Source organism: Robertmurraya dakarensis, assembly GCF_900156875.1.
GTDB classification, from domain to species: domain Bacteria; phylum Bacillota; class Bacilli; order Bacillales; family Cytobacillaceae; genus Robertmurraya; species Robertmurraya dakarensis.
The window spans coordinates 320811-342437 of sequence record NZ_LT707408.1 but is presented as its reverse complement, the minus strand read 5'-3'; the positions used below and the strand labels follow the sequence as shown (position 1 = coordinate 342437).

Below are 21627 nucleotides of genomic sequence, written 5' to 3'. Positions count from 1 at the left end.
TCAATTTACACTTTTTTAATCGGAGCAAACTTAGCTAGTAATCGTTTTATGCCAGTCGGACTTGGGAAAGCAATATCTAACTCGGTGCCTTCTCCTGAACCTTTCACACTGACAACCGTGCCAGTTCCCCATTTTCCATGCTCGGCTTTGTCTCCAACTTTCCATTCGTTTTCATCGCCGCCAGTTGAAGCCGCAATTGGTCTAGTTACTGCTGGTCTTCGAGCAGGTCTTGAAGGCGAACCGAGGGTTGTTGATGCAGCTCTTTTATGCGTCTTTGGCTGCACTCCTTCAAGCAGATGTTCTGGAATTTCTTTAATGAAGCGTGATGGAGGATTCATATTAGTACGGCCGAACAAAGTCCTCATTTGGGCATTTGTTATATAAAGTTCCTCTTCTGCTCTTGTAATACCTACGTAGGCTAGACGTCTTTCTTCTTCCATTTCCGCTTCTTCCATTAGCGAACGGCTATGAGGAAATACCCCTTCTTCCATTCCCATTAAGAAGACAACTGGAAATTCAAGACCCTTTGCAGAATGAAGTGTCATTAACACGACTGTATCTGTTTTTTCACCATCATCATCCAATTTATCAATATCAGCCACAAGTGCTAAATCTGTTAAAAAGGCTATTAAGCTTTTGTCTTCACTAGCATCTTCAAAAGCCTTCGTAACAGATAAGAACTCGTCCAAGTTTTCAAGACGGCTCTCTGATTCAATTGACTTCTCTGCTTTTAGCATATCTTTGTAGCCTGTTTTATCCAGAACTTGTTCTACTAATTCAGTTACCGATAGATATTCCTGCATGTTCGAATAGCCTTCAATCAACTTACGAAATTCAGCTGCTGCTTTTGTGATTTTCGGACTTAGCCCAATTAACTCCACCGAAGCAAGGGCATCATACATCGAAATATCATGCAAAATGGCAAAGTTAGCAATTTTGTCAACCGAACTTGATCCGATGCCTCGTTTCGGAACATTGATGACCCTTTGCAGACTAATGTCATCGTCAGGATTTGCAATTAGACGCAGGTAAGCGAGCATATCCTTGATTTCTTTACGATCATAGAATTTAATTCCCCCGACAATGGAATACTCTATGTTCGATTTCAGTAATACTTCTTCCATTACACGGGATTGGGCATTTGTGCGATAAAGAATAGCAATCTCCGAGTACTTTCTTTTGCCGCTATCAACCAATTCTTTTATTTTACCTGTAACAAATTGAGCTTCTGACTGTTCACTATCGCCACGATAATAGAATATTTTATTGCCTTCTGAATTCTCTGTCCACAGATTCTTAGGTTTTCTATTGAGGTTATTTTTAATAACTTCGTTCGCTGCGAATAGAATGGTCTTTGTTGAACGATAGTTTTGCTCAAGTAGTATAACATTTGCCCTAGGATAGTCTTTTTCAAATGATAAGATATTAGCGATATCTGCTCCACGCCAGCGGTAGATCGATTGATCCGAGTCACCGACAACACAAAGATTTTGAAACCGATTAGCCAGAAGCTTAACTAGCATATATTGTGCACGGTTTGTATCCTGGTACTCATCAACGTGAATATACTGAAATTTACGCTGATAGTATTCCAATACTTCAGGAACACGTTGAAATAACTGAATTGTAACCATAATTAAGTCATCAAAATCAAGCGCCTGATTCTTTTGGAGCCGTTTTTGATAGTAACCATAGACATCACTAACGACTTGATCGTAGTAACCCCCTGCCGTTTTTGCATAATCCTCAGGTGTCCTTAATTCATTTTTGGCAGAACTAATCGATCCTAGAATGGCACGAGGATCAAACTTTTTCGGGTCAATATTTTTTTCTTTTAGGATGCTTTTAATGACCGATTGCTGGTCTGTGGAATCTAAGATAGTAAAGTTCCGATTATAACCGATTCGATCAATATCTCTTCTAAGAATTCTTACACACATGGAATGGAAGGTTGAAATCCATATTTCATCCGCAACCCCGCCCATCATCTTATAAATCCGTTCTTTCATTTCGCGGGCCGCTTTATTGGTAAAAGTAATTGCAAGAATATTATATGGGTTCACTTGCTTTTCCACCATTAAATACGCAATGCGATGTGTTAAAACCCTAGTCTTGCCACTCCCTGCTCCTGCCATTAATAATAGCGGACCTTCTGTTGTTTTAACCGCCCTTTGCTGTTCAGGGTTAAGGCCGTTCAGTAATTTATCTGTTAAATATTGCATTTCTTTCCACCACCATACAAACAAATGTTCTTATTTTTATTGTAAACTGTTCTGCTTAATCAATCAATCGTTGATAGAGATTTTATTTTTACCGTTTCCAGTGCTTTCTCCATGTTTGTATAAACCGAGTTGCCAACGATAATTACGTCAGCATAGGCTGCCATCTCTTTGGCTTGATCATAATCTTCTATGCCGCCTCCATAAAACATGGTCGTATTTTTCAATACTTTCTTCGCTCTTGAGACTATATTAGGATCTCCGTATGTACCGCTGTACTCTAAGTAAAATATCGGAAGGTGGAACATCTCTTCAGCAATCATCGCATATGCCGCAACATCCTCATCAGTCAGATCTGTTTTAGCATTCGTTAGTTTTGCTGCTTTACATTCCTCGTTTAGAATGCAATATCCTTGAACAAGAATCTCATCCCAGTTCATAATTTCTCCAAATTCTTTGACTGCTTTATGGTGAAGATCGATAATCCATTTGGGATCCGTACTATTTAAGACAGAGGGAATGAAATAAAGGTCAAACCCGGGGGTAATACAATCTATATTGGATACTTCTAATACGCATGGCACGGTATAACGCCGTATTCTTGCCATCAAATCTAAGACTTTCTCTAACGTCACATCGTCGGTACCTCCGACAATAATGGCATCTGTACCCGACTCACATATTTTTTCTAAATTTTTTTCAGTAATTTCTTTATTTGGATCAAGTTTGAAAGCATGGCGCCATTCGCGAACATCGTACATGCTGAATTTCCTCCATTCAAGTATTACATTCCACCATTATAACATTTGTTAAATGGAATCTAAAATGAAAATACGGTATGCGGGAATGAGGTGAAAGATTTTAAAGCTAAAGGACTACTCCTCTGTTCCTGAAAAAAAACAAATAAAAAACCGAAAGATTAACGAATCTCTCGGTTTTCCAATTTATTCAGTCGCTTCATTCTTTAATCGCTCTAGAACAAGCTCATATGCGTCATTTCCATAATTCAAGCAGCGTTTCACCCTTGAAATCGTTGCTGTACTCGCACCCGTTTCAGTTTCAATCTTATGGTACGTATTCCCTTCACGAAGCATTCGTGCTACTTCTAAGCGTTGAGCTAGTGATTGAATTTCATTTACCGTACATAAATCATCAAAGAAACGATAACACTCTTCAAGATCTTTGAGTGACAAGATTGAATTAAAGAGCTGATCCAGTTCTTTCCCTCTTAACTTATCAATTTGCATATCTTTACCCCTTTAAAAATAGAAATAATAGCGTCATCGGCTTTTTTCATTAATTGATACTGATTCCGTTAAACCCGGACTCGACGGTATGACATTAATCCATGTCTTACCCGGCACAAGCCCAACTGCTTGTCCGTTTGAAACAGGAAGGATCTTTCCATCAACATTTTCCCATTGGACTTCCCTCTTCAAACCTTTTTGGATTAAATACGCATTTCCGCCAGAAGTTAAGTCAATATCCCTTCTTCCAACATTATCAATAATACGATGATTTGTTTCAACAATAAATAGATTATCTAATAGAACTGGTTCACCTGAATCAGCATCTATCGTTAATTCCCCGCCAGAAAAGCGCTTATATTTTTGAAGATCTTCGTCATATTGATATTCAACATGAAAGGATGATGAATTGTAGTACGATACAGACAATGAATTCGCCACATCGCCAGAAAGCAGTTCTATCTCATCCTCTAATAGAAACTTTAATGCATCCGGAGCTTGCTCCATATCATATCCTTCTTTTTCAGCGCCCTGTAGAATAGCGTCAGCTGTAATGTATGAATTATGAGGAGCTACTCTATCTTTTGATCTCTTAAACAAAGTCCCATCATACACCATACCATTAATATTATCGACATATCTATTCTCTAGCATTTCCTTTGCTTCAGGACTATAACCATGCGCCACATAAAGCGCATCATATCCTTTTGCCAGCTCAATATAATAATCCCTTGCACTGCGGACAGGACCGATCCTTTCAGGATGTTCACTTTGGAATATCGCTAAAAACCTTGTGACGTTTCCCTCAGCAAGCAATTCATAAATAACATCAGCCTTGTTGATACCGGATTGAGGTCTAGCTTTTGTGTGGTTATTAATCATAACAGCATAAGCTCGTCCCGTAATCTCCTCTTCACTTCCTACACCTGAAACAGGATAAGCATAAGGCAGTTCTTCAACTACCTCCTCTTCCACTGCTTCTTCTACTTTTACTACTTCTTCTGTATCTACTTCTTCATGCTCTTTCATCGTTTCTTCATCATTTCCGCAGCCCGATAGAAGCATCATTGCTGAAATAGACCCAGCCAGCCATTTTCTAATCATCGTGCACCCCTTATTACAAAGCGGATTCGCCAAAAAGAGAGAACGTCAAAGGTTAGGCCCAAAAGAACTGGTGACCGATGACGTTAGCGAATACCCGTATATGATTATTTATCACTCTTTTATATTTTAACGCATTATCGTTGGAAAGAGTACCATTTTATTCATAACATCGTATACTCCTTGTTGCGTTACACGAATATAAGGCAAATGTGTTGATGTTAAAAACAATAATGAATAAACAGGATCATGGAAACGATACCCTTTTTCTTTAAGATATTCAAAGAGCTTTTTCTCATTTTCAATTAAATATTGTATTGGACGATTTGACATTACACCTTTAAGCGGAAGAGCAAGTTCATACACAATCTCATTTCTCTCACTAATGACGATTCCCCCGCCGATTTCCTTCATACGATTAAAGGCATTTAACATTTCAGTCTTGTTTTTTCCAATCAAAATAATGTCACCTGTATTGGAATATGAGCAGGCGAGACCTTGGAGTTTATTGGCAAACCCTTTAAGAACAGTGTTGATCCTCCACTGACCATTTTTATCTAATAGCATAAAGAAGCATTCATCATGATCTTCAGACAATTCCTCATTGTTCATTTCAATGGAGATCGAATAAGGCTTTGTGATAACCGAGCTTTCCATCTGAACCCCAAAGGCCATTGAAAACTGCATGTCATCATTTGTTAAATCATAATCTAGTTTCAGAGGTTCGAAGCCTAATTGATCCCACTTTAAATCTTCATAATTATTAATCTCTTTACCTTCTTTTTTCACCCATTTTCCTTTCGCTAATACAGATACAGGTGTTGGGTTTTTCTCGTCGGTTAAGAAATTAATATTGGCTACTCTTCCGGTGGCGATATTGCCGTGCAAATGCTCAAAATTATAGTATCTTGCCACATTTATCGTTGCCATATTATAAGCATCGATGACAGGAACTCCTTTTTCAATAGCGATGCGGATCATATGGTCCGTCATTCCCTGCTCATAAAACGATGCAGAAGATCCATCTGTATTAAAAATAAACTTATCATAGTGATTGATTCCTAGTTCATGAATCTCATCAAGGAGTACAGGTAAATCAGGACGAATCGATGAATTCCTTAAGGATACGGTATACCCCTGCATAAGCCGGTCATATACCTCTTTACCGGAAATCGCCTCATGATCACAATCAGCACCAAGCAGCGTCATTTTTGCAAGCGTTCTTTCTGAAGCTCCTGGGAAGTGGCCTTCAATCTTCTTTCCAAGTCTTTTCGCTTCTTGAATCCAATGAAGCATCAAGTCATCACCAGCTAACAGCTTTGGCCAGCCTGTCAGTTCTCCTCCTTGCACAACCGCATCATGCTCAAGCCATGATTTAACATCACTATGCGAAAAAGTTAACTCTTCCCGCTGAATTTCTGTTTGAGCATCGAATCGGCACCACCAATAGACTGTTGTAGGAATATTCTGCATTTCTTTCAGAAACGAAAACGCTTTCTTTTTTCCTAATTGCAAAACAAGAACCATATTGTCATTTATTAAGGTTGTCGTTCCAAATTGAGATGCATAACGAGCTAATGAATGGGGATTATATAACTGAAATGGATGACTATGTGGTTCTATATAGCCTGGAACAAGAAGCAAATCAGTACAATCAATTACTTCACAATTGCTAATATTTTGTGGCAGCATATCACCAACATATACAATGCGGTCCTCATATATCCAGATATTAGCTGTGACCCATTTGCGGAATGTCTGATTCAAATAACGGGCATTTCTTAGAAGCAGCGTAGGTGATAGTTTACCGTCTAAAACGGATACATGTTCACGAATGTGTTTATTCTTCCAACGGTAACGTTGTTCCAGCACAATGCTTTCCTCCTTTGATAGCTATGATGATTTGTTACATTGGCTATATTTTCAATGAAATCTTAGTTTCTAAGTTTTTTACAGTAAATGTAAGCATTTTCAAGTTCTTCTATATATAGTACCACATATCACGGTTTACCGCATTAAAGAAATCTGAAAAATATTTATTATTTTGTGAAGGAGTGAACAGTATGAATATCAAACCGAATATTGGAATTTTAAACAGTCTAATTCGCATTACCTGCGGGCTTACGATGCTCGCTTGGAGTACAGCAAAAATGGTGAAACAGCCATGGAGAGACTCTAACCTATTGATCGCAATCCTTGGGGCCATGAAAGTAGGCGAAGGAATTGTCCGTTATTGCCCTATTACAGCATTATTTGAACAAGTTTTTTTTCAAAATGGCAGCAACAACAAAGAACAACAAAGCGGCTTTCAGTCTAGTCTGAAAGACGAATCAAAAGAACAAACTGACCGGCCTGTCATCCCTGAAATGTAATGATTAAGGGTTGAACCAAGTCTTATATATTAATGTGTCCCCCCTTAAAATAGGGAGGACACCATAAAAGGAGCTGATCAAATGTTTTGGGAATACGTTTCAGATTTATCTTTTGTCTTAATCATCTTAATAGGAAGTATTGTCGCGCTGTTATATGCGTACATGAAAAGAACAAATAAAAGACGCGGAGCTAGATAGCTTTAAATCCGATATCTTTTCGATAAAACACACCATCACAGTTTAACTTTTCTAATTCTTTATAAGCCTTAGACTGGGCATCCTTTAAAGTAGCTGCCTTAGCGCCAACTAATAGTACACGCCCGCCATTTGTAACATAATCGTCCTGTTCATTTTTCATTGTGCCAGCATGGAATACATATTGCTCTGAGCCAATTTCTTGCAGTCCAGATAGAACAGCACCTTTTTCATAGCTTTCAGGGTACCCTTTTGATGCAACAACCACACCGATCATAGATTGTTCATCCCACTTAATTTGTGGTGTCTCACCGTTTATAACATCAAGCATTACTTGAACTAAGTCCGAATCCATTCGCGGCAGCACCACTTGCGTTTCTGGATCGCCAAAACGAGCATTAAATTCGATAACCTTTGGTCCCTGTTCTGTTTTAATAAGACCAGCATACAATACGCCGCAGAAACTTCTTCCCTCTTGAACCATTGCCTTAGCGGTTGGTTTTAAAACTGTTTCAATCGCGATTTGCACTGTTTCGTTACCAATTTGCGGAACAGGTGAATACGCACCCATACCCCCTGTATTCGGACCTTCATCCCCATCAAATGCTCTCTTGTGATCTTGGGCAATTTCCAGTGGATAGACATTTTCACCATTTACAAATGCCATAAGTGAAAACTCTTCTCCGCTTAAAAACTCTTCCACAACAACGGTCGATGAAGCTTCTCCAAACTTTGCATTTACCATCATATCTTCAAGGCTTTTTAATGCTTCATCCAATTCAAGAGCAACCGTTACGCCTTTTCCTGCAGCAAGTCCATCCGCTTTAATAACAATCGGTGCTCCCTTTTGTTCTACGTAAGCTTTTGCAGCTTCATAATCCGAGAACACTTCAAATTCAGCAGTCGGGATTTTGTATTTTTTCATCAAATCCTTTGCAAAGGATTTGCTTCCCTCGATTTCTGCGGCCTTTTGATTTGGACCAAAAACAGCTAACCCTGCTTCTTGAAAACGATCTGCTAGTCCTTCCAGCAATGGAACTTCAGGACCAATGATTGTTAAACCAACTTCCTTAGTACGGGCAAATTCTAGCAGTTGTTCTTGTTCGTTTTCAGCAATATTCACAATTTCAGCAAAGTCGATCATCCCGTCATTACCAGGTGCAGCAAATACATGTTCTACTTGAGGACTTTCACTGACTTTTCGACAAATCGCATGTTCACGTCCGCCGCGGCCAATCACTAATACATTCATCATGATACCTCCGGAAATTAATGTTTGAAATGTCTTACGCCAGTAAATACCATCGCAATTCCATACTCGTCTGCTTTCTTGATTGAGTCTTCATCACGGATCGATCCACCAGGCTGGATAATAGCCGTAATCCCAGCTTTTGCAGCCGCTTCAACCGTATCATCCATTGGGAAGAATGCATCTGAAGCCAAGGCAGCTCCATTTGCCTTTTCTCCAGCTTGTTCAAGAGCAATCTTAGCTGCTCCAACACGATTCATTTGTCCTGCACCAATTCCAAGCGTTTTATCTCCATCATTCACGACAATGGCATTTGATTTTACATGCTTTACGATGCTCCATCCAAGCTTCAGTGCTTTCCATTCTTCTTCAGTCGGCTCTCTCTTTGTTGGAACGGTAATATCAGCATCTTCGTAAGAATACGCATCACGATCTTGTACGAGAAGACCGCCTTCAATTGAAGTTAGCTTATCTTCAGGCTTTTGTTCTTGATCAAATGGAATTGTCAACAGACGAATATTCTTCTTTCCTGTTAAAATAGCAACTGCTTTTTCTGAGAAAGATGGGGCAATGACAATTTCCAAGAAAATTTCATGGAGTTTTTCAGCAGTTGCCTCGTCCACTTCACGATTTAATGCAACAATTCCTCCGAAAATAGATACAGGATCTGCTTCAAATGCTTTGTTAAAAGCGTTAAAAATATCTTCTCCTGTACCAACTCCACACGGGTTCATATGCTTCACTGCAACTGCTGCAGGCTCATCAAATTCTTTAACAATCTGCAATGCTGCATCCGCATCATTGATATTATTGTATGATAATTCTTTTCCATGCAGCTGCGTTGCGTTCGCAATTGAAAAAACAGAGCCTAGTGGTTTACGATAAAATGCCGCTTTTTGATGTGGATTTTCGCCATAACGCAGCGTTTGTTTTAACTCATACGTAACCGTCAATTTTTCTGGAGTATCCTCGCCAGCTAAGTCTGTCATATATTCTGCGATCACAGCATCGTATGCAGCGGTATGACGGAATACTTTTGCAGCAAGCTTGCGGCGTGTTTCTTTTTGAACTTCACCAGCTGCTTTCAACTCGTCAATCACCACTCCGTAGTCCGCAGGGTCAACAACAACTGTTACATATTCATGGTTTTTAGCAGAAGAACGAAGCATAGTTGGTCCGCCGATATCGATGTTTTCAATTGCATCCTCAACCGTCACATCAGGCTTTGCAATTGTCTGTTGGAAAGGATATAAGTTAACACAAACTAATTGAATCGGTTCAATATTATGCTCCGCCATTTGTTTGATGTGGCTTTCTTCAGAAAACTTTGCCAATAAACCGCCATGTACCAACGGGTTCAGCGTCTTTACACGGCCTTCGAGAATTTCTGGAAACCCTGTTACATCACTAACACCGATAACTGGGATACCATTTTCCTCAAGTGCTTTTTTCGTTCCGCCTGTACTAATCAATTCAAATCCAAGTTCATGAAGCTGCTTCGCAAATTCTGCCACTCCACTCTTATCAGATACACTAATTAATGCTCGTTTTTTTGTCATGATAATCCCCCTGCATTTAATAGGTTTTGTAACACTGTTGGATAAAGCTCATGTTCAATGGCATGAATTTTTGCTTGTAAACTTTCCTTTGTTTCTGAGGCATCGATTTCAATCGCCTTCTGTGCGATGATCGGGCCTGTATCCATCCCCTCATCCACAAAATGTACGGTCACACCGCTGACTTTCACCTTTGCCGCTAAAGCTTGACCAATGGCATCCTTTCCAGGGAATGCCGGGAGCAAAGACGGGTGAATGTTCACAATGCGCCCCTCATAGCTTCTAAGTAAGGTAGTGCCAATTAATCTCATATATCCAGCTAAGACAATGAAATCAACACCAAGTCCTTCAAGTTCACGCAAAATAGCTCTTTCATAATCTGCTTTATCAGCATAATTCTTAGCCGTAAAGACAAACTGAGGAATACCAGCCTGCCCGGCACGTTCTATACAAAAGGCTTCACGCTTGTCACATACTAACAAGCTAATTTCAGCATGAAGCTTACTTTCTTTAACCGCATCAATAATCGCCTGAAAATTACTGCCGCTGCCTGAAGCGAAAACAGCTATTTTCTTCATTTTTTGCCTCCAGCGTTTTCGATCTGTACTCCATCCTCTTTACATACAACACCGATTTTGTAGGCCTTTTCTCCGGATTGATTAAAATGATCGATTACTACTTGTGCTAATTCAGGTTTTACAGCGACTACCATGCCCGTACCCATATTAAAAATATTATACATTTCTTTACGATCCAACTCACCTAGTTTTTCCATAAGTTCAAATACCGGGGGAACAGTCCAGTTGCTTTCATCCAGATGCGCACCAAGTCCTTCTGGCAGCATTCTAGGAATATTTTCTACGAATCCGCCTCCAGTAATATGGGCCATGCCTTTAATTTCATACCTTCTTAAAGCTTCCAGAATAGGCTTCACATAAATCTTTGTAGGACGGAGAAGTTCTTCTCCAAGTGTGCAGCCCAACTCATCAACATAGTCAGTTAAAGACATCTTGGCTCCATCAAAAAATATTTTACGAACTAAAGAGTATCCATTACTGTGGATTCCACTTGATGCTAATCCGATCAGAACATCTCCCTCTTGAATGTTCTCTCCTGTTACAATCGCTGACTTCTCGACAGCACCTACAGAAAAACCTGCTAAATCGTATTCTTCTTCACTGTACATTCCAGGCATTTCTGCTGTTTCTCCGCCGACTAAAGCGCATCCCGCCTGTTCACAGCCATCAGCAATTCCCTTTACAATATCTTCAATCTTGGAAGGTTCCGCTTTGCCACATGCAATATAATCTAAGAAATAGATTGGTTCAGCACCTTGAACAACAATATCGTTCACGCACATTGCAACAGCATCGATTCCAATCGTATCATGCTTATCCATCATAAAGGCAAGCATCAGCTTCGTTCCGACTCCATCCGTGCCTGATACAAGCACAGGCTCTTTTAAATTAAGAGAAGAAAGATCAAACATTCCCCCAAATCCGCCTAGTCCTCCAAGAACTCCTGGACGCATCGTTTTTTGGACATGCTTCTTCATTCTTGAAACTGCCTCATAGCCTGCTTCAATATTTACTCCTGCCTGTTTATAAGCGTTGGCCAAAATATTTCCTCCTCTATCATGTGAGCTATTCACGTATCTTTTATAGGAAAGAATAGCGACATCATAAATATGCCGCTATCCCATTTATTGCACTTCCTTATACTTTTTCATATGGATGAATTGTACTTGGGTAAATTTCCGTTGGATATTTACCAGTAAAGCAGGCCAGACATTGTCCGCAATTTTCATCCGTGCTTTGATTTCCGATTGCTTCAAGCATTCCTTCAACGCTTAGAAAAGTCAGTGTGTCAGCACCAATTTCTTCTCTCATTTCCTCAACAGAGTGGCTCGCCGCCATTAACTCTTCTTTCGTCGATGTATCGATTCCATAGAAGCAAGGATTTTTGATAGGAGGTGAACTGATAACAACGTGAACCTCCGTTGCACCCGCTTGTTTTAACATCCTCACAATTCTTCGGCTTGTCGTACCTCGAACGATGGAATCATCTACCATAACGACTCGTTTTCCCTCTACAACACCGCGAACAGCTGAAAGCTTCATTTTCACACCCTGTTCTCGCAGGGATTGGGATGGCTGAATAAACGTTCTGCCAACATATTTATTTTTAATTAGTCCCATCTCGTATGGAATTCCAGACGCTTCTGCATAACCGATCGCGGCTGATATACTAGAATCCGGCACGCCTGTGACAACATCCGCTTCAATCTGTACTTCCTGCGCTAGTTTTTTCCCCATATTCTTACGTGCTGTATGAACATTAATTCCAAGAATATTGCTATCTGGGCGAGAGAAGTATACATATTCCATTGTACACATCGCTTGATTGGAAGGCAGTGCATATAGTTCAGATCTGATTCCCTCATCATTGATAATGACCAATTCACCCGCAGTAACATCACGAACGAACTCAGCACCGATGATATCCAGCGCGCATGTTTCAGAAGCAACTACATAAGAACCGCCGAGCATACCAATCGATAAAGGGCGCATTCCATTGGGATCTAGTGCAACCATTAATTCATTTTCGGTCAGAATTAAGAATGCATAAGCACCTTTTATCATTGATAAGGCGTTTTTCACCTGATCCTTTAATTGAGGAAAGCCAGCACGTCTAATTAAATGCGCTAAAACTTCCGTATCAGAACTTGTTTGAAAAATACTTCCCTGCGCTTCAAGCTGATGCTTTAATGCTGTTGCATTCACAAGATTACCATTATGTGCTAAAGCAAGGCTTCCTGTTTGGAAGTTAAATTGTAATGGCTGTACATTCTCATAACCGCTTCCGCCTGCTGTCGCATAACGAACATGGCCGATTGCTGCTTTACCAGATAGTTGTTCCATTGCCTCAGAAGTGAAAATCTCAGAAACTAGTCCTTCCCCTTTTACTGTTTTAAGATTTTCACCGTCTGTCACAACCATACCGGTGCCCTCTTGACCTCTGTGCTGTAAGCTATGAAGACCGTAGTAGGTTAATTGGGCTGCTTCAGGATGTCCCCAAACACCAAAAATCCCACACTCTTCATTTAAACCTCTTATTTCAGCAAGCATGGAATAGCTCCTTTCCAAGCACTTCTTAGTTCCTCTACTTGAAGGTTAATCACGTCTTCTTGATCAGAAGAGATAAGAAGTGAACCATTATTCGTTACTTCTCCAATTAAACTTGCATCTACTAAACTTTCAAACTGCTGTCTGTCTTCTTTCTTCACAGAAACTAGGAAACGTGATTGTGATTCGCTGAATAAAGCAGATGTTGAATTTCCAGATACTTTAACCTTGGCACCGAGGGTTTTGCTTCCCATTAAGCTTTCTGCTAATGCCACACCAAGACCGCCTTCAGCAAGGTCATGTGCAGAAGCAACCAAACCTCTTTGAATTGCAGTTAACACTTGTTTTTGAACTTTTTCTTCTTTTTCCAAATTCAATTCAGGAGCTTTTCCAAAAATTCTTCCGTACGTCATTTTCTGAAGCTCACTGCCGCCAAATTCATCTTTTGTTTCTCCTACTAGATAAATAAGGTCACCCTCAGCTTTAAAGTCTTGAGTTGTTATATGGTTGAGATGCTCAACTAAGCCCATCATACCGACAACAGGAGTTGGGTAGACAGCTGTTCCGTTTGTTTCGTTATATAATGATACGTTTCCTCCAATTACAGGAGTATTCAGCACCGAGCATGCGGCACTCATTCCTTCAGCCGCTTTCTCAAACTGCCAGAAAACTTCAGGTTTTTCAGGGTTACCGAAGTTTAAGCAATCTGTAATCGCCAGCGGTTTACCACCGGAAGCGACGATATTTCTTGCTGCTTCAGCAACAGCGATTTTCCCGCCTGTTTCTGGATCTAGGAAAACGTAGCGAGAGTTACAGTCTGTTGTCATCGCTAATGCCTTCTCCGTACCGCGAATGCGCACAACAGCTGCATCAGAACCAGGTGCTACAACTGTATTCGTACGTACCATATAGTCATATTGATCGTAAACCCATTCCTTGCTTGCGATAGTAGGCTGTTTTAATAAATTTACTAATGTTTCATTATAATCATCAACCGCTGGAATATCATTATCCATTGCTTGGAACTCACCAAAGTATTGAGGCTCTCTTGATGGCTTATGATATACAGGTGCATCTTCAGCAAGTGCATCTGCTGGTACATTCGCCACTACTTCACCGTTGTGTACAAGGCGAAGCATTTTGTCCTCTGTAACTTGACCAATCGCTACCGCCTCTAAATCATATTTAGAGAATAAATCAACGATTTCTTGCTCTCTGCCTTTTTTCACAACAATCAGCATGCGTTCTTGCGATTCTGAAAGCATCATTTCATAAGCTGTCATGCCTGTTTCGCGCTGTGGAACTAAGTCTAAATTCATTTCAATACCAGATCCAGCTTTACTCGCCATCTCAGCAGAAGAGCTTGTAAGTCCTGCCGCTCCCATATCCTGAATACCAACAAGCGCATCAGATTGGATTAACTCTAAGCAAGCTTCGATTAATAATTTTTCCATGAAAGGATCGCCAACTTGAACGGCTGGACGCTTTTCATCAGAAGCTTCTGTTAGTTCTTCTGAAGCAAAGGTTGCCCCGTGGATTCCGTCACGGCCTGTTTTCGCCCCAACGTACATCACTGTATTTCCGACACCGTGCGCCTGGCCTTTTTTAATATCCTTATGATCGATTAAGCCGACACACATGGCATTGACAAGTGGATTTCCTTCATAGCATGGGTCAAATTGAATTTCTCCACCCACTGTTGGGATTCCGATGCAGTTTCCGTAACCAGCAATTCCCGCCACTACTTCTTTAAAAAGATAGCGGACGCGTGCTGATGCATCAAGTTCTCCAAAGCGTAGAGAGTTTAATAGAGCAATTGGTCTTGCCCCCATTGAGAATACATCACGGATGATACCGCCGACACCTGTTGCCGCACCCTGGTATGGTTCAATTGCAGATGGGTGGTTGTGACTTTCGATTTTAAAAACAACGGCTTGCTCATCACCGATATCAACAATTCCAGCACCCTCACCAGGACCTTGAAGAACATGTTCTCCTTTTGTCGGGAACTTCTTTAGAACTGGCTTTGAATTTTTATAAGAGCAGTGCTCAGACCACATAACAGAGAATAATCCTGTTTCTGTGTAATTAGGAGTTCGGCCTAGTGTCTTCTCGACCATCGCAAATTCTTCATCGGACAAACCCATCTCTTGGTAGATTTTTTCTTTTTTAATTTGTTCTGGACTTGGCTCAAGCATTAGTGATGACATTTGCTTCCCTCCATTGTTTAACGATTGATCGGAATAATTTCAAACCATCTGCTCCTCCTAAAAGTTCATCTACTGCTCTTTCAGGATGGGGCATCATGCCTAGGACATTTCCATTTTCATTGATGATCCCAGCAATATTTTCTAAGCTTCCATTTGGGTTATTTTCATACGTAAAGACAATTTGATTGTTCTCTTTTAGCTGCTGTAGTGTCTCTTCGTCACAATAATAGTTTCCTTCACCATGAGCAATTGGAACTGTGATAACTTCACCTTCCTGGTACTCGGAGCTGAACATTGTATTATTGTTTTGAACTTTTAATGCCGTTGGACGGCAGATGAACTTTAAGCTTTCATTTCGTCTCATTGCACCTGGAAGCAAGCCGCTTTCCAAGAGAACCTGAAAACCGTTGCAAACACCTAGTACCGGTTTGCCTGCTTCCGCAGCTTTAATTACCTCTTTCATAACGTTGCTGAAACGGGCTATCGCACCAGATCGTAAGTAGTCTCCATAAGAGAATCCTCCTGGTAAAAGAATTCCGTCAAAGCCTTCTAAACTATCAGCATCATGCCAAACGTATTCGACTTCTTCACCTAACTCGTCTTTGATGGCGTGATACATGTCGATATCACAGTTGGAACCTGGGAATACAATGACCGCGAACTTCACTGTGCAACAACCTCCTCGATTTCGTATCGATAGTCTTCAATGACAGGGTTTGCTAGTAATCGGTCACACACTTCCTTCACCACATCTTCTACATTACGTTCTGACTTTTCTATTGTTAATTCCATATATTTACCGATACGCACCTCAGATACTTCATTATAGTTGAGTGATTGTAATGAATGCTTTACTGCTGCTCCTTGTGGATCTAGAACACTTTCTCTTAAAGTCACGTAAACTTTTACTTTGAACATGCTGGACTTCCTCCTAGTCTAGTTAAAATATTTTCGTAAGCCTCTGTTAAGTTCCCTAAATCGCGGCGGAATACATCCTTATCAAGCTTCTCATTCGTCTCTTTATCCCATAGGCGGCAAGTGTCCGGTGAAATCTCATCTGCAAGCAGCACTTCACCTTGCTCATCTTTCCCAAACTCAAGCTTGAAATCGACTAGGAGAATTCCTAACCCATCAAAAAATTCACTTAGTACTTCATTGACTTGAAGTGCTTTTTGTTTTAGCAGTGCTACCTCTTCTTCTGTAGCTAACTTTAGTTCATATACAATATCATCTGTAATGAACGGATCCCCTAAGGCATCATCTTTATAGTAAAATTCCACAATCGGCTTTGTTAATGGTTTCCCTTCTTGTATCCCCAATCGCTTAGAAAAGCTGCCTGCAGCAACATTTCTGACTACTGTTTCCAAAGGAATAATCGATACTTTTTTTACAATCTGCTCTGTTTCGGAAAGTTTTTCTACGAAGTGTGATGAAATTCCCTCTTCTTGGAGCTTTGAAAATAACAAACTAGTAATTTCATTATTCAAGCGCCCCTTTCCAGTAATTTCAGCTTTCTTTTCACCATTAAAGGCTGTAGCAGAGTCCTTGTACTCTAACCAAACTAAATTTTCATCGTTTGTTGCGTACACCTTTTTCGCTTTTCCTTCATATAACAATGCTCCTTGCTCCACCATAAGAGAGCCTCCTTATTACGAAAATCGGGAATCATCTATATACAAAGCGCCCTCGATGGTACCCCAATGGTACCTGGTACCATCAAAAGACACTGTCTTCCCGGTATGGACACTTAATAGTTTTTTGGCAATTACAGTCCTAAGCGGTCAAAAATTGTATCAACATGTTTTAAGTGATAGTTATAGTCGAAGCAATCTTCAATCTCTGCTGGTGAAAGCTTAGCAGTGATTGTCTCATCGGCCTCAATTAAGCTTCTGAAAGGTACTTGTTTTTCCCATGCTTCCATTGCTCTAGGCTGAACCGTATCGTATGCTTCTTCACGTGGTAAGCCTTTATCGATCAGTGCTAAAAGAACACGTTGAGAATAGATAAGACCTAGCGTACGATCCATATTGCGCTTCATATTTTCAGGGAACACCGTTAGGTTCTTCACGATATTTCCAAAGCGATTTAACATGTAATTTAATGCAATTGTCGCATCAGGTAAGATGATTCTTTCTGCAGAAGAGTGGGATATATCACGTTCATGCCATAATGGAACATTTTCATAAGCTGTTAACATATGACCGCGAATCACACGTGCAAGCCCCGTCATATTTTCAGAACCGATTGGATTTCGCTTATGAGGCATTGCAGATGAACCTTTTTGACCTTTCGCAAAGAATTCTTCCACCTCACGTGTTTCACTCTTTTGAAGACCGCGAATTTCGACAGCAAATTTCTCAATTGAAGTCGCAATTAATGCAATCGTCGACATATAATGGGCATGACGATCACGCTGTAATGTTTGTGTAGAAATCGGCGCTGGCTGGATTCCAAGCTTTTCACATACATATTTTTCTACAAATGGGTTAATATTTGCATACGTTCCTACCGCACCGGAGATTTTTCCGAATTCCACTCCTGCCGCAGCTGCTTTAAATCTCTCAAGATTTCGTTTCATTTCTTCATACCAAAGAGCCAGTTTCAAACCAAAAGTAGTCGGTTCTGCATGAACCCCATGGGTACGCCCCATCATTACGGTATACTTATGTTCTTGCGCTTTATTTTTTAAGATTTCAACAAAGTTCTCTATGTCTGTTAAAAGAATTCCATTAGCTTGCTTGATTAAATAAGAAAGGGCTGTGTCAACTACATCTGTAGAAGTTAAACCGTAATGAACCCACTTTCTTTCCTCGCCTAGTGTTTCAGAAACTGCACGAGTAAACGCCACTACATCATGTCTTGTTTCTTCCTCGATTTCTTTAATGCGGTTAATGTCGAAAGAAGCATTTTCACGAAGCTTTTTTACATCTTCTTTCGGAATATCTCCAAGCTCACTCCATGCCTCACAGGCTAAAATTTCAACCTCTAACCAAGCTTTAAACCGATTCTCTTCCGTCCAAATCGCACCCATTTCAGGTCTTGTATAGCGTTCAATCATAACTTATCCCCCGATCTTTTCTTTAGATGTTTCCCAAATTCCACTTTGCTCTATTTCTTCAAGCGCGTCTTCAATCGACTCTTTTAAAATGGTGATGTGCCCCATTTTTCTTTTTACCTTTGGTTCCGCTTTTCCATAAAAATGGATTTTCCAATCTTTTGCCTTTGGAAGGTAATTTAGTACATCTTCCTGGTGTTCACCAAGGATGTTGACCATCACTACCGGCTTTAATAAATCGGTGCTTCCAAGCGGCCAATTGCACACAGCTCGAACATGCTGCTCAAACTGAGAGGTCTCGCAAGCTTCAATTGAATAATGCCCTGAATTATGCGGTCTTGGCGCTAATTCGTTAACAAAAATTGCTCCTTCAGCCGTTAAGAACATTTCTACTGCCAGTGTTCCCACCAGCTGGAATGAACCAGCGAGCCTTTTGGCTATACCTATAGCTTTCTCTTTTGCCGCTTCATCCACTCGTGCAGGAACAATAGTTTCGTGAAGAATATTATCCCTATGAATGTTCTCCCCTACTGGAAAAACAGCTGTTTCTCCATCTGGATTACGTGTGACAATTACCGAAATTTCTTTTTCAAAAGGAACCCATTTCTCAAGGACACATGGCCCGCGGTTGATTAATTCTTCGCCTTCGGGAATATCCTTCTCTGACTTTATGACGAGCTGGCCTTTTCCATCATATCCTCCAGTTGCTGTTTTCAAAACTGCTGGATAACCTAGATCATCAATATGACGATAAACATCGTCTATGCTATCAATCACAGCATAAGGCGCCACCTCAACACCCGCGCTTCTAATTGCCTCTTTCTCTGTAATTCGATTTTGAGTAGAAGCTAATAACTTTGTTCCTTGAGGTACGTACGCATTTTGATACAGCCACGCCAAACATTCTGCATCTATATTTTCGAATTCATATGTGATAACGTCACTGATTTCAGCTAACCTTTTGATTGCATCTAAATCATTATACGGTGCCACTATTTTATAATCAGATACTTGACCGCAAGGAGAGTCCTCTGTCGGATCAAGAACAGCGATTCGAAATCCTTGTGCTTTAGCAACAAGAGCCATCATTTTCCCAAGCTGTCCTCCGCCGATGATGCCAATCGTTTGTCCAGGTAGTATAACTTTATTAGTCAAGCTCATCACTACTTTCTAATACAGCCTTTTTCGTTTCCTCTCTCATGGCTTCAAGCCTTTGTGAAACCTGTTCATCGAAAGCTCCCAAAATTTGAGCAGCCAAGAGGCCCGCATTCGTAGCTCCTGCTTTGCCGATTGCTACAGTTGCGACCGGAACGCCGCCAGGCATTTGAACAATAGATAACAAAGAATCTAGACCATTCAACGCCTTTGATTGAACTGGCACCCCTATTACTGGGAGGGTTGTTTTAGCCGCAACCATACCGGGCAAATGGGCAGCTCCGCCAGCACCGGCGATAATTACTTTGATGCCCCGCCCTTTTGCTTCTTCGGCAAATTGAAACATAAGGTCTGGTGTTCGATGTGCAGATACGACTTTCTTTTCATATGAAATTTCTAGTTTTTCTAAGATGTCACATGCATGCTTCATTGTTTCCCAATCAGACTTGCTCCCCATGATGACTGCTATTTGTGGCTTCATTTTTCTCCTCCACTTTTCAACGTATTAAAAAACCCGGACAGACTGCATTTCTTTATGAGAGAAAGCAATCTGTCCGGGCATTTATCCGGTGTTTGGCTTTTTAAAAAACACAAACACACTCGCTTTTCCGGTCATATTTACTTTCCTCATAGTCCGACAATTTATGGTTGCCGGGTAGAAACTTATGGGCCATATTCCCATTATATATGAGGAATTATTTAATTTTTAATTATTCCAGCTATTATATCTGACAATTTCGTTAATGCCTAATATCTCGTTTCTGTTTATCCTTCTACATCTTACAATGGTTGCACTATGGTGTCAACAGTAAAATCGAACGATGCTAAAAGTGACCTCTAGCATCGTTCGGTTTTTACCTATTCTATTTTCTTGGCTTCAAAGACAATCTGTCTCCCTGCCGGTTCATAATTTGTCTCAGAGCCTTCTTTTACTTCCTTAAAAATTGGCTTTTCAGTTCTCCTTACAGGAAAATATCCCGCCTTTTTAATTCGATCTAAGCACTGATCAATTGTTTCATTTTCTTCGACTTCAAACAAGCATTTTTTTGGCGCAGATTTGCTCATGAAAATAATTTCCCCCTCTTAATGGATTTAACCCAGAATCCACCATAAATGGTTTTCGGTTCATAAGCGATAATAAATGCCTTTGGATCAAGTTCTTTAATTTTTGTATATAACTTGAGTTCGTACTTTCTTGGCGTTAAAATTTGCAATGCCATCCGGTCTCCTTCAAGTCCATGTGCCGCCCAATTGGTAACCCCATAACCTTCCGCCCGTAGAGCCTTGGGCAGGTCTCTGTCATATTCTTTTGTAATCACATTTACAGTAATATAGCCTAACGCCAACTTCTCTTCAATCTTCATTCCTACTAATACACCAATACCATATCCCACTGCATAAGCAATTAAGTTTTGAATTTGATCCAAGTTATCTAGGACAAGACCTAAACCAATAACATAAATGACCACTTCCACCATACTAAGTAAGGCAGCTAGATATCTTTGTCCTTTTAATGTTAAAATCATACGCATCGTAAAAAAAGAGACATATACGATGTTAATCACTAAAATAATGAGAACCATCATTAATCCATTCTCTAGCAAAAAAATTCCCCCTTATTCATCATGAAAGCCCATTGTAACAGGAAAAAAATAGAATTTCCATCATGCAGTCTTTGTTTATATTTACTTTTTCCTTGTTTGCTGAAGCAATACGCAGTTTGGTGATTTTTTGAATTGGTGTAGTTTATGGAGTTTTTCTCTATCGTGGCTATCTTGTTGCGATGACAGATTGAGGTTTTAGGGGAGCTGACCGATATACATCGAAAAGTGACCGATATAATTAAAATCTGACCGATATATTGAAAAAGTGGCCGATATATTCTAAATCTGACCGATATATATGGAAAAGCAGCAGATTCATTAGGCAAAGGTACCTTTTATGGGAAAAATAGAGTCTAATATAAAGAGATATCCGTAACTTCTTGGGCTTTATCCGTAAGAATTTAAATATATCCGCAACTTTACCCAGTTTATCCGTAAGAATCGGATTATATCCGTAACTTACCGATACATCCGCAACTCCATTCTTAAGCACAAAAAAGAGCATCTAAAAATAGATACTCTCTCTGCCTGGCGACGTC

21 protein-coding genes and 1 riboswitch are annotated in these 21627 nt (G+C 40.2%); of the genes, 2 read left to right on the top strand and 19 right to left on the bottom strand.

From position 1 onward, the window contains the following. Window positions 1–5: 5 nt before the first annotated feature. The 5 genes from pcrA to CZ487_RS02705 form a co-directional block, all read right to left on the bottom strand. Window positions 6–2222, bottom strand: coding sequence for a DNA helicase PcrA (gene pcrA, locus CZ487_RS02725; RefSeq protein WP_077210710.1), 2217 nt, complete (start codon window positions 2220–2222; stop codon window positions 6–8). Window positions 2223–2281: 59 nt separating this feature from the next. Then, on the bottom strand, window positions 2282–2980 hold the full coding sequence (gene pcrB, locus CZ487_RS02720) for a heptaprenylglyceryl phosphate synthase (protein ID WP_077210709.1): 699 nt from the start codon (window positions 2978–2980) through the stop codon (window positions 2282–2284). Between the two features lie 183 nt (window positions 2981–3163). Then, the gene (locus tag CZ487_RS02715; RefSeq protein WP_077210708.1) at window positions 3164–3466 is read right to left on the bottom strand and encodes a YerC/YecD family TrpR-related protein; all 303 of its coding nucleotides are present in this window, start codon (window positions 3464–3466) and stop codon (window positions 3164–3166) included. A 33-nt stretch (window positions 3467–3499) separates the two neighbouring features. Beyond that, window positions 3500–4570, bottom strand: coding sequence for a DUF3048 domain-containing protein (locus CZ487_RS02710; RefSeq protein WP_077210707.1), 1071 nt, complete (start codon window positions 4568–4570; stop codon window positions 3500–3502). 126 nt (window positions 4571–4696) lie between these two features. Further along, the gene (locus CZ487_RS02705; protein WP_202617776.1) at window positions 4697–6439 is read right to left on the bottom strand and encodes an adenine deaminase C-terminal domain-containing protein; all 1743 of its coding nucleotides are present in this window, start codon (window positions 6437–6439) and stop codon (window positions 4697–4699) included. Window positions 6440–6630: 191 nt separating this feature from the next. Here CZ487_RS02705 and CZ487_RS02700 point away from each other — a divergent pair, with 191 nt between their 5' ends. Then, window positions 6631–6939, top strand: a complete 309-nt coding sequence (locus CZ487_RS02700) for a YgaP family membrane protein (RefSeq protein ID WP_077210705.1) — start codon at window positions 6631–6633, stop codon at window positions 6937–6939. An 81-nt stretch (window positions 6940–7020) separates the two neighbouring features. Further along, entirely contained in the window at window positions 7021–7137 is a 117-nt protein-coding gene (locus tag CZ487_RS27835) for an EYxxD motif small membrane protein (RefSeq protein WP_337189724.1), read from the top strand. Here CZ487_RS27835 and purD read toward each other — a convergent pair. From purD to CZ487_RS02630, 14 genes are all read right to left on the bottom strand, one after another. Further along, window positions 7130–8386, bottom strand: coding sequence for a phosphoribosylamine--glycine ligase (gene purD, locus CZ487_RS02695; protein WP_077210704.1), 1257 nt, complete (start codon window positions 8384–8386; stop codon window positions 7130–7132). The genes CZ487_RS27835 and purD overlap by 8 nt on opposite strands. A 17-nt stretch (window positions 8387–8403) precedes the next feature. After that, the gene (gene purH / locus CZ487_RS02690; RefSeq protein WP_077210703.1) at window positions 8404–9942 is read right to left on the bottom strand and encodes a bifunctional phosphoribosylaminoimidazolecarboxamide formyltransferase/IMP cyclohydrolase; all 1539 of its coding nucleotides are present in this window, start codon (window positions 9940–9942) and stop codon (window positions 8404–8406) included. Next, window positions 9939–10517 carry a phosphoribosylglycinamide formyltransferase gene (gene purN / locus CZ487_RS02685; RefSeq protein WP_077210702.1) on the bottom strand — a complete coding sequence of 193 codons (579 nt, stop codon included), beginning with the start codon at window positions 10515–10517 and terminating at the stop codon, window positions 9939–9941. The genes purH and purN overlap by 4 nt, the downstream gene beginning before the upstream one ends. Further along, window positions 10514–11557 carry a phosphoribosylformylglycinamidine cyclo-ligase gene (gene purM / locus CZ487_RS02680; protein WP_077210701.1) on the bottom strand — a complete coding sequence of 348 codons (1044 nt, stop codon included), beginning with the start codon at window positions 11555–11557 and terminating at the stop codon, window positions 10514–10516. The genes purN and purM overlap by 4 nt, the downstream gene beginning before the upstream one ends. A gap of 97 nt (window positions 11558–11654) precedes the next feature. After that, a complete protein-coding gene (gene purF, locus CZ487_RS02675) occupies window positions 11655–13067 on the bottom strand; it encodes an amidophosphoribosyltransferase (RefSeq protein WP_077210700.1) in 1413 nt (470 codons plus the stop codon). Then, window positions 13052–15274 carry a phosphoribosylformylglycinamidine synthase subunit PurL gene (gene purL / locus CZ487_RS02670; RefSeq protein ID WP_077210699.1) on the bottom strand — a complete coding sequence of 741 codons (2223 nt, stop codon included), beginning with the start codon at window positions 15272–15274 and terminating at the stop codon, window positions 13052–13054. The genes purF and purL overlap by 16 nt, the downstream gene beginning before the upstream one ends. Further along, on the bottom strand, window positions 15255–15941 hold the full coding sequence (purQ, locus tag CZ487_RS02665; RefSeq protein ID WP_077210698.1) for a phosphoribosylformylglycinamidine synthase subunit PurQ: 687 nt from the start codon (window positions 15939–15941) through the stop codon (window positions 15255–15257). Before purQ ends, purL begins: the two co-directional genes overlap by 20 nt. Further along, window positions 15938–16192: a phosphoribosylformylglycinamidine synthase subunit PurS gene (gene purS / locus CZ487_RS02660; protein ID WP_077210697.1), complete on the bottom strand. Its 255-nt coding sequence runs from the start codon at window positions 16190–16192 to the stop codon at window positions 15938–15940. Before purS ends, purQ begins: the two co-directional genes overlap by 4 nt. Continuing rightward, the gene (gene purC, locus CZ487_RS02655) at window positions 16180–16905 is read right to left on the bottom strand and encodes a phosphoribosylaminoimidazolesuccinocarboxamide synthase (RefSeq protein WP_077211831.1); all 726 of its coding nucleotides are present in this window, start codon (window positions 16903–16905) and stop codon (window positions 16180–16182) included. Before purC ends, purS begins: the two co-directional genes overlap by 13 nt. A 134-nt stretch (window positions 16906–17039) precedes the next feature. Next, the gene (purB, locus tag CZ487_RS02650; protein ID WP_077210696.1) at window positions 17040–18332 is read right to left on the bottom strand and encodes an adenylosuccinate lyase; all 1293 of its coding nucleotides are present in this window, start codon (window positions 18330–18332) and stop codon (window positions 17040–17042) included. A 3-nt stretch (window positions 18333–18335) separates the two neighbouring features. Continuing rightward, window positions 18336–19490 (bottom strand): 5-(carboxyamino)imidazole ribonucleotide synthase, encoded by a 1155-nt coding sequence (purK, locus tag CZ487_RS02645; RefSeq protein ID WP_202617775.1) that lies wholly within the window; start codon window positions 19488–19490, stop codon window positions 18336–18338. Beyond that, complete coding sequence (purE, locus tag CZ487_RS02640; protein ID WP_077210695.1) at window positions 19477–19965, bottom strand: 5-(carboxyamino)imidazole ribonucleotide mutase; 489 nt, start codon at window positions 19963–19965, stop codon at window positions 19477–19479. Before purE ends, purK begins: the two co-directional genes overlap by 14 nt. Window positions 19966–20094: 129 nt before the next feature. Further along, a riboswitch (purine riboswitch) is annotated at window positions 20095–20195 on the bottom strand. A gap of 147 nt (window positions 20196–20342) precedes the next feature. Beyond that, a complete protein-coding gene (locus CZ487_RS02635; RefSeq protein ID WP_077210694.1) occupies window positions 20343–20549 on the bottom strand; it encodes an NETI motif-containing protein in 207 nt (68 codons plus the stop codon). After that, window positions 20546–21088, bottom strand: a complete 543-nt coding sequence (locus CZ487_RS02630) for a DUF2179 domain-containing protein (RefSeq protein ID WP_077210693.1) — start codon at window positions 21086–21088, stop codon at window positions 20546–20548. The genes CZ487_RS02635 and CZ487_RS02630 overlap by 4 nt, the downstream gene beginning before the upstream one ends. Window positions 21089–21627 lie beyond the last annotated feature (539 nt).

Coding starts and splice junctions, on each gene's coding strand:
- purS (WP_077210697.1), bottom strand. CDS start 16,192: ATGTTCAAAGTAAAAGTTTACGTGACTTTAAGAGAAAGTGTTCTAGAT.
- CZ487_RS02715 (WP_077210708.1), bottom strand. CDS start 3,466: ATGCAAATTGATAAGTTAAGAGGGAAAGAACTGGATCAGCTCTTTAAT.
- pcrB (WP_077210709.1), bottom strand. CDS start 2,980: ATGTACGATGTTCGCGAATGGCGCCATGCTTTCAAACTTGATCCAAAT.
- purL (WP_077210699.1), bottom strand. CDS start 15,274: ATGTCATCACTAATGCTTGAGCCAAGTCCAGAACAAATTAAAAAAGAA.
- purB (WP_077210696.1), bottom strand. CDS start 18,332: ATGATTGAACGCTATACAAGACCTGAAATGGGTGCGATTTGGACGGAA.
- purD (WP_077210704.1), bottom strand. CDS start 8,386: ATGAATGTATTAGTGATTGGCCGCGGCGGACGTGAACATGCGATTTGT.
- pcrA (WP_077210710.1), bottom strand. CDS start 2,222: ATGCAATATTTAACAGATAAATTACTGAACGGCCTTAACCCTGAACAG.
- purN (WP_077210702.1), bottom strand. CDS start 10,517: ATGAAGAAAATAGCTGTTTTCGCTTCAGGCAGCGGCAGTAATTTTCAG.
- purF (WP_077210700.1), bottom strand. CDS start 13,067: ATGCTTGCTGAAATAAGAGGTTTAAATGAAGAGTGTGGGATTTTTGGT.
- purK (WP_202617775.1), bottom strand. CDS start 19,490: ATGAGCTTGACTAATAAAGTTATACTACCTGGACAAACGATTGGCATC.
- purE (WP_077210695.1), bottom strand. CDS start 19,965: ATGAAGCCACAAATAGCAGTCATCATGGGGAGCAAGTCTGATTGGGAA.
- CZ487_RS02700 (WP_077210705.1), top strand. CDS start 6,631: ATGAATATCAAACCGAATATTGGAATTTTAAACAGTCTAATTCGCATT.
- purH (WP_077210703.1), bottom strand. CDS start 9,942: ATGACAAAAAAACGAGCATTAATTAGTGTATCTGATAAGAGTGGAGTG.
- CZ487_RS02710 (WP_077210707.1), bottom strand. CDS start 4,570: ATGATTAGAAAATGGCTGGCTGGGTCTATTTCAGCAATGATGCTTCTA.
- CZ487_RS02635 (WP_077210694.1), bottom strand. CDS start 20,549: ATGAGCAAATCTGCGCCAAAAAAATGCTTGTTTGAAGTCGAAGAAAAT.
- CZ487_RS27835 (WP_337189724.1), top strand. CDS start 7,021: ATGTTTTGGGAATACGTTTCAGATTTATCTTTTGTCTTAATCATCTTA.